A 6,319-nucleotide genomic window follows, 5' to 3' on the forward strand; every position below is an offset into this window, starting at 1 on the left:
GAACGATACCGGTGCGGAGAGCACGTAGCCCTCTGCAGCCACGGCGGTGTAGGTCGTGGTGCCGTTGCCATTGGACACCGCGGTCCAGCTCACACCGACGACGTCGGTGAACGTCAGCGTGCCGGCGGCGTCACACGTCGGGGGCGTGTAGCTCCACAGCGGCGTGACCTCATCCGGCCCATCTGCGGGCGGACAATCGTTGACCGAGGGCTCGTTGTTCTGGCCCTCACCCTTGTCCGGGTCCCAGGCGATCACCGCGGAACGACCCTGCGCGTCCGCGAACAGCGGCGAGGGGATCGTCATCCCGTCCCAGTTCTTGATCGAGTTGACGCTGACCGAGATGGGATTGTTGCCCGTCTGCAGCCGCTCATCGACGCCGGGCTTGCCGACGTATTTGCAGACGAAGACCCACTTCTCGTCGGGCTGCGGGTCGGCCTGCACGGCGACCGACGCGGGTGCGGCGGGTGCGGCGACCGGCTCTCCAGCCGGTGCTTCCTCGACGGGAGCTGCGACGTCCGGCGCGGCCTCTGTCGTTCCCGGGTTCTCCGCCGGAGCGGTGACCGTTTCCTGCGGTGGCGCGGCTTCTTCGACGACGGCCTCGGCCGCCGCGTTAACTTCTACGGCCCCGTCGGGCGGCGCGACCTCGTCAGCATAGGCACCCATCGATGCCATCGGCGCGAGGATCAGCGCGGCGGCAAGCGTCACGCTCGCCAGCGGCTTCCAACTGTTCATTCGATACCCCTCCCAGAGCTGCAGCGCCCTCTGCGGGCCGGCTGCTTGACAGATCCTCGGCGGTCGAATCCGCCGAGAGAGTCGTCGGCGCTGTGCCGACGACGGAAGGCCTCGGGCGAGCGGAGCCAGCCCAGCGCCAGAACGACTCTGGGCGTGGGCATGCGATGGGACTGCGGTGCGGCTCGAGCGACAGCGAGGTGCGTCGCAAGCGCGTCAGTCGTCGAGTGTGCTCGTCATGCTTCTCCCCCCAGCCCGGCATCCTTGCGGGTCTGACCTGAATCTAAGTCGGTCGCACGGCGCGTCCGAGGGGCTTGCGAAGATCGGCTGGATTCGGCTATGCGCGATTCGGCCTGCGTGATCGCTCCGGAGTCGAGGAGGGTCTTCGCCTTGGCGATCTCGTCGACCGCAGAAGTGGGCGCGGCGACCGATTGGATGTTTGCCTCGTTCTGGGCGGCTGCGGCCTGGGGAACCAGGATCAGAAACCGTGAGCGTATCGCGAAGGCGGTGGCATCCATCCCGATGCGGTTCGGCGCGCACTCCGATGGCTGCGTCACGTGCTGTGATGGATCATGACCGCGCCCGAGAACGCCCTCTCACTCACGATCGTCGGAACCCCCGACTTCGGCAGCGAAGTGCTGAAGTCGCTGCACCGCATCACGGGGCGCTCCACGGGCGAATTGCGGCGCGCGATCCGCGGTGGCGAGCCGGTCTACGCCGCGACCCTGTTCGGCAACGACCACATCCGGGTCGTGCCCCGACTCGAGCAGACCGCCGACTACCTCGACGGTCTGGACGTCCCGTTCACGGTTCAGGAATGGATCAATGGTGAGCGACACGAGATCTCGATCGAAGTCATGCGACAGATCGTCGAATCGGGACCCGGCGAGGACAGCTGACGTCCAGGGCTATCCCAGCGCGTGGGGCCCCAGCATCCGTGCGATCGTCTCGCGGATGTCGGGAACGGCGTCGACGAGGCGCTCCAGCGGGCAGCGGAAGGTGACGGCGCTGACGCTGATGGCGCCGGAGGGGGTGGCGGAGCCGTCGAGGTGGATCGGGATGGCGACGCAGTTGACGCCGATCTCGTTCTCCTGGTTGTCGATGCCGAAGCCGCGCAGTCGGGTCTTCGAGAACTCTGCGAGAAGTGCCTCGGCGGTGACCAGGGTGTTCGGCGTCTTCTGGTCCAGCGGAAACTCACCGAACCAGTCGATGACCTGATCGAGACCGAGAAGCCGAGTACTCAGAAGCGCCTTGCCGACAGCTGTCCGGTGCGCCGGATTGCGACCGCCGACCACTGAGGTGAGGCGGACGGCGCCCTGCGGGGGATCCATCTTGGCCCGGTAGACGATGTCCTTGCCGGAGAGGACGGCGTAGTGGATCGTCTCGCCATACTGGGCGGCGAGCTGCTCGAGCAGCGGCTGGATGCGGGCGTTCTCGGGCCGTCCGTCGAGATTGCGGAAGGCGAGCCTCAGGTATTCGTCGCCGAGGATGTAAACGCCGCGCCCGGTCATGTCGGCGAGCCCTGCCCGACGCAGCGTTGCCAGGGCGCGGTGGACGGTCGGCTTCGAGCTGCGGAGGATGCCGGCGAGCTCGTCGAGGGTGACGCCGAGCGGGTGGTCGGCGAGTTCGGTGAGCACGGCGATGACGCGGTCGGCCCCGACCAGCTTCTCCTCCGGCAGAAGGCGGCCGTCGCTTGGGGAATTCGGCTCGGTCATCGTCGCATCCCTTTCGGACTAGCCGCCCAGGCGCGGGTCGACATGCACCTTGGGGCCAGGCCCCGCATCGGCGCCCCGACGCCCCTCGAGTCGCGCAGGCACGTCTTCGAGCGAGACCACTTCGCTGACGATCGAGTCGGGGATCACGGATCCGTCGGCGAAGTGCTCGATGGCCCCGGCGAGGCCGGGGGAGGCGGACAGGATGCCGACCGCCGTGATGTCCTTCAGCGCGACATCGCGCGTGTCGACGAGACTCGGGGTGGATGAGAGCCCGATGTAGACGACGCGCCCGGCAGGCTTCGCGAGCCGCACCGACAGGGCCGGCATCGTCTCGTTGCTGGTGGCTTCGATGACGGCGTCGAACTGATCGGATGCCGCGGCCGCAAGTTCCTCGAGCTGCCAGGTGTGCGGCACCCCCAGCGAACGGGCCAGGGCCAGCGAGCCCTCGCGCACCCCACCGACATGCACCTCCGCGCCGGCCGCGAGCGCGAACTGCGCCGCGAGCAGGCCGATGGTGCCCGATCCGAGGACGAGCACCTTCTGTCCCGGCGTGATGTTCGCCGCCCGAACGGCGCGCAGCGAGTTTCCGCCCGGCTCGATCAGCGCGGCCGCCGCGAGGCTGACATGCTCGGGGATTTCGTAGGCGAAACGGGTCGGAATGAGCACCTTCTCCGCCAGCGCTCCGGCCCAGCCGTCCCGGATGCCGACCTCGAACCGGTTCGGGCACACGTGATGGGTACCCGCCAGGCAGTACGCGCAGCGGCCGCACCCGAGCATCGTGTCGCCGGTGACGCGCTTGCCGATCCACTGCTCGTCTGCCGGATCGCCGACGCCGACGACGCGCCCTGCCCATTCGTGACCGAGGCGGATCGGGAAGTGCGTGTGGCCGTGCTCGATGTAGGCCATCGCACCGGTGTAGAGCTCGACGTCGGTGCCGCAGATGCCCACGCGTTCGACGTCGACCAGCAGCTGCCCCGGCGCGGCGACGGGAYCGGGCACCTCGAGCACCGCGGCCTGGCGGGGGGCGGTGACGACGAGGGCGCGCATCAGCCCGCTGCGGTCGGATCCGCGATGACGTGCTGCGTCTGAGTGCMGAGGCGGGTGATGCTGAGCGTCATGGTCTCGCCGCCGTGCAGGTACGTCGGCGGGTTCTGGCCCATGCCGACTCCGGGGGGTGTTCCGGTGTTGATCAGGTCGCCGGGCTCGAGCGCGAGGAACTGGCTCAGGTAGTGGACGATGAAGGCCGGGCTGAAGATCATCGTCGACGTGGAGCCGGTCTGGCGGCGCGTCCCGTCGACATCGAGCCACATGTCCAGCGCGAGCACGTCACCGATCTCGTCGGGCGTGACGAGCCACGGCCCGGCCGGGTTGAACGTCGGCGCCGACTTGCCCTTGGACCACTGGCCGCCTCGTTCGGTCTGCCACTCGCGCTCGCTGACGTCGTTGACGAGGACATACCCTGCGATCGCGGCGGCGGCCTCTGCCTCGTCGGCGAGGTAGGAGGCGTGGCTGCCGATCACGACGCCGAGCTCGACCTCCCAGTCGGTCTTGACCGACCGGCGGGGGATCAKGACATCGTCGTTCGGGCCGATCAGGGTGTTCGGCGACTTCGTGAACAGGATCGGCTCGGCGGGGACGGCCTGGCCAGTCTCGGCGGCGTGGTCGCTGTAGTTCAGACCGATGCACAGCAGCTGGTGCGGGCGGGCGATCGGGGCGCCGAACCGACGGTCGCCGACGGGCTCCGTGCGACCGGCGGCGACGCGTTCGGCGACGACGTCGGCAAGGCCGGCGAGTGCGCCGGAGCCGAAGAACTTCTCGTCGAAGTCCGAGACGATGTCGGAAAGGTCGACGAACGTGTCGTCGTCGACGAGCACTCCGGGGGTTTCCGAGCCGGCGGTTCCGAGGCGAACGAGTCTCATGCGAGTGCTTCCTTGTCGTTGTTCCAGTAGGGAGTGATGGTGCTGCCCGCCCAGCGCGGCACCGGCAGTCCGGTCGCGCCGACCTCGGCGAGGAACAGCGCGCCCGAGGCATCCGTCCAGTCCTTCAGGCCCTCCTGCGCGGTGGTGATTCCGAGCGTCGCGAGGTCGGGGCCGATGAAGGCGGGGCAGGATGCCTGGGTCGCATCCACGTAGACGACGTCGAGCAGCTCGCCGGTGAGGGAGTGATGACGGATGCTGGACCCGCCCCACAGCGCGACCCACAGCGTGCCGTCGGCGCCGACGGTGAGGCCGTCGGGGAGGTGCCGGAAGTCCGTGACCACGTGCACCCAGGGCTCATCGTCGTCGAACGTGCCGGGGCCGTAGGAGTGGCTCGAAACCGTGTTGGCGAGCGTGTCGACGTGGTAGATCGTGCCGCCGTCCGGGGCGAAGCCGATGCCGTTGGAGAGACCGATGCCGGTCCGCAGCGTCTCGACCGAGCCGTCCGGCGAGACGCGCAGCAGGACTTCTTCGCCGGTCGCGACGCCGAGCGCGAGGGTGCCGACGACGAATCGGCCCTGCGGGTCGATGGAGCCGTCGTTGAACCGCACCTCGCGGCGTTCGCCGAGCAGTTCGGGGCCGAACGAGATCGCGCCGTCGGTGGAGATGGTGGCCAGCCCGCGTGCGGCGGCGACGAGGAGCCCGCCGTCCTCGGCGAGGGCGACCGCTCCGGTGGTCTGGCCGAGCTCGACGGATGCGACGTCGACGATCCGTCCCTCACGCAGGGTGCCCGAGAGCACCCGGCCCTTCCAGATATCGACCCAGCGGACGAGACTGGCCCGGTCGTCCCAGATGATCCCCTCGGCGAGGTCGAACTCGGCATCGGTGGCCTGTTCAGCGGTGAAAGTGGTCATGGCTCCCGTGCGTTGGTGCGTGATGCCGCCTGTGGCATGATTCAGAATGTTAGCGGATGGTTCAATATGGTGGAAAACGAGGTTCAATGGTGAACGATCTCCGCAGTGCCGATTGGTACGAGGGAAACGACCGCAACGCCTACATCCATCGGGCCTGGATGCGCCGGGGAAACCCCGTCGAGGCACTCGACGCCACGAAGCCGCAGATCGCTATCGCGAACACTGCCTCCGATCTCACTCCGTGCAACATGCACCTCAATGAGGTCGCCGAGAGCGTGAAGCAGGGCGTCTGGGCCGCGGGCGGCGTGCCGTACAACCTGCCGGTGGTTTCGCTCGGCGAGACGCAGGTCAAGCCGACCGCGATGCTGTGGCGCAACATGGCCGCGATGGCGATGGAGGAGATGTTCCGCGCCAACCCGATCGACGGGCTCGTGCTGCTCGGTGGGTGCGACAAGACGATTCCGGCGCTGCTGATGGCCGCGGCATCCGTCGACATCCCGGCGATCGTGGTGCCTGGCGGGCCGATGCTGACGGGCCACTTCCGGGGTCAGGCGCTCGGCTGCGGCACGGACGTCTGGCGACTCAGCGAGGAAGCCCGCGCAGGGACGATCTCGAACGAGCAGTTCATGAAGTCCGAGCAGTCCATGATCCGCAGCAAGGGACACTGCAACACGATGGGCACCGCGTCGACGATGGCCGTCGTGGCCGAAGCCCTCGGCATGACCATCCCAGGTTTCGCTGGCACGCCCGCCGCGGACGCACGTCTCCTCGCGCTGTCGCACGACACCGGTCGGCTCATCGTCGACCTGGTCGCGGTCGGCCGCAGGCCCAGCGACATCATGACCAAGGACGCATTCCTCAACGCGATCATCGCGGTCGCGGCCGTCGGCGGATCGACGAACTCGGTCGTGCACCTGCTGGCGATCGCCGGGCGGCTGGGGATCGATCTGACGCTCGAGGACTTCGACGCGGCCGGCGCCGGAGTGCCGGTGCTCGCGAACCTGCAGCCCAGCGGGAAGTTCCTGATGGACGACCTCTACCGTGC

The 6,319-nt window shown here is 68.5% G+C and carries 7 protein-coding genes and 1 pseudogene; 2 read left to right on the forward strand and 6 right to left on the reverse strand.

The annotated features are described in order from the left end of the window. Positions 1 to 732: pseudogene (locus tag AC1DVT_RS17065) on the reverse strand (hypothetical protein); the annotation flags it as partial. A 233-nt stretch (positions 733 to 965) separates the two neighbouring features. Beyond that, the gene (locus tag AC1DVT_RS17070; protein ID WP_477390240.1) at positions 966 to 1,247 is read right to left on the reverse strand and encodes a hypothetical protein; all 282 of its coding nucleotides are present in this window, start codon (positions 1,245 to 1,247) and stop codon (positions 966 to 968) included. Positions 1,248 to 1,301: 54 nt separating this feature from the next. On the opposite strand from AC1DVT_RS17070, the gene AC1DVT_RS17075 reads away from it, so the two are divergent. Next, on the forward strand, positions 1,302 to 1,628 hold the full coding sequence (locus AC1DVT_RS17075) for a hypothetical protein (RefSeq protein ID WP_477390242.1): 327 nt from the start codon (positions 1,302 to 1,304) through the stop codon (positions 1,626 to 1,628). Between the two features lie 9 nt (positions 1,629 to 1,637). Here the strand turns inward: AC1DVT_RS17075 and AC1DVT_RS17080 are convergent, their stop codons facing one another. From AC1DVT_RS17080 to AC1DVT_RS17095, 4 genes are read right to left on the reverse strand one after another with little or no spacing between them, the layout of a single operon-like run. Beyond that, positions 1,638 to 2,444, reverse strand: a complete 807-nt coding sequence (locus AC1DVT_RS17080) for an IclR family transcriptional regulator (protein ID WP_477390244.1) — start codon at positions 2,442 to 2,444, stop codon at positions 1,638 to 1,640. An 18-nt stretch (positions 2,445 to 2,462) separates the two neighbouring features. Beyond that, complete coding sequence (locus tag AC1DVT_RS17085; RefSeq protein WP_477390246.1) at positions 2,463 to 3,491, reverse strand: zinc-dependent alcohol dehydrogenase; 1,029 nt, start codon at positions 3,489 to 3,491, stop codon at positions 2,463 to 2,465. Continuing rightward, positions 3,491 to 4,363: a fumarylacetoacetate hydrolase family protein gene (locus AC1DVT_RS17090; protein WP_477390248.1), complete on the reverse strand. Its 873-nt coding sequence runs from the start codon at positions 4,361 to 4,363 to the stop codon at positions 3,491 to 3,493. The genes AC1DVT_RS17085 and AC1DVT_RS17090 overlap by 1 nt, the downstream gene beginning before the upstream one ends. Further along, on the reverse strand, positions 4,360 to 5,274 hold the full coding sequence (locus AC1DVT_RS17095) for an SMP-30/gluconolactonase/LRE family protein (protein ID WP_477390250.1): 915 nt from the start codon (positions 5,272 to 5,274) through the stop codon (positions 4,360 to 4,362). The genes AC1DVT_RS17090 and AC1DVT_RS17095 overlap by 4 nt, the downstream gene beginning before the upstream one ends. Before the next feature lie 86 nt (positions 5,275 to 5,360). Here AC1DVT_RS17095 and AC1DVT_RS17100 point away from each other — a divergent pair. Further along, positions 5,361 to 6,319: dihydroxy-acid dehydratase domain-containing protein (locus AC1DVT_RS17100; RefSeq protein ID WP_477390252.1), on the forward strand; the 959-nt coding region annotated here is incomplete at its 3' end.

This window comes from Microbacterium sp. P2_F9 (genome assembly GCF_056403635.1).

What these genes read in the sequence shown, in the direction of transcription:
- AC1DVT_RS17070 (WP_477390240.1), bottom strand. Translation starts at nt 1,247, where the DNA reads ATGGATGCCACCGCCTTCGCGATACGCTCACGGTTTCTGATCCTGGTT.
- AC1DVT_RS17075 (WP_477390242.1), top strand. Translation starts at nt 1,302, where the DNA reads ATGACCGCGCCCGAGAACGCCCTCTCACTCACGATCGTCGGAACCCCC.
- AC1DVT_RS17080 (WP_477390244.1), bottom strand. Translation starts at nt 2,444, where the DNA reads ATGACCGAGCCGAATTCCCCAAGCGACGGCCGCCTTCTGCCGGAGGAG.
- AC1DVT_RS17095 (WP_477390250.1), bottom strand. Translation starts at nt 5,274, where the DNA reads ATGACCACTTTCACCGCTGAACAGGCCACCGATGCCGAGTTCGACCTC.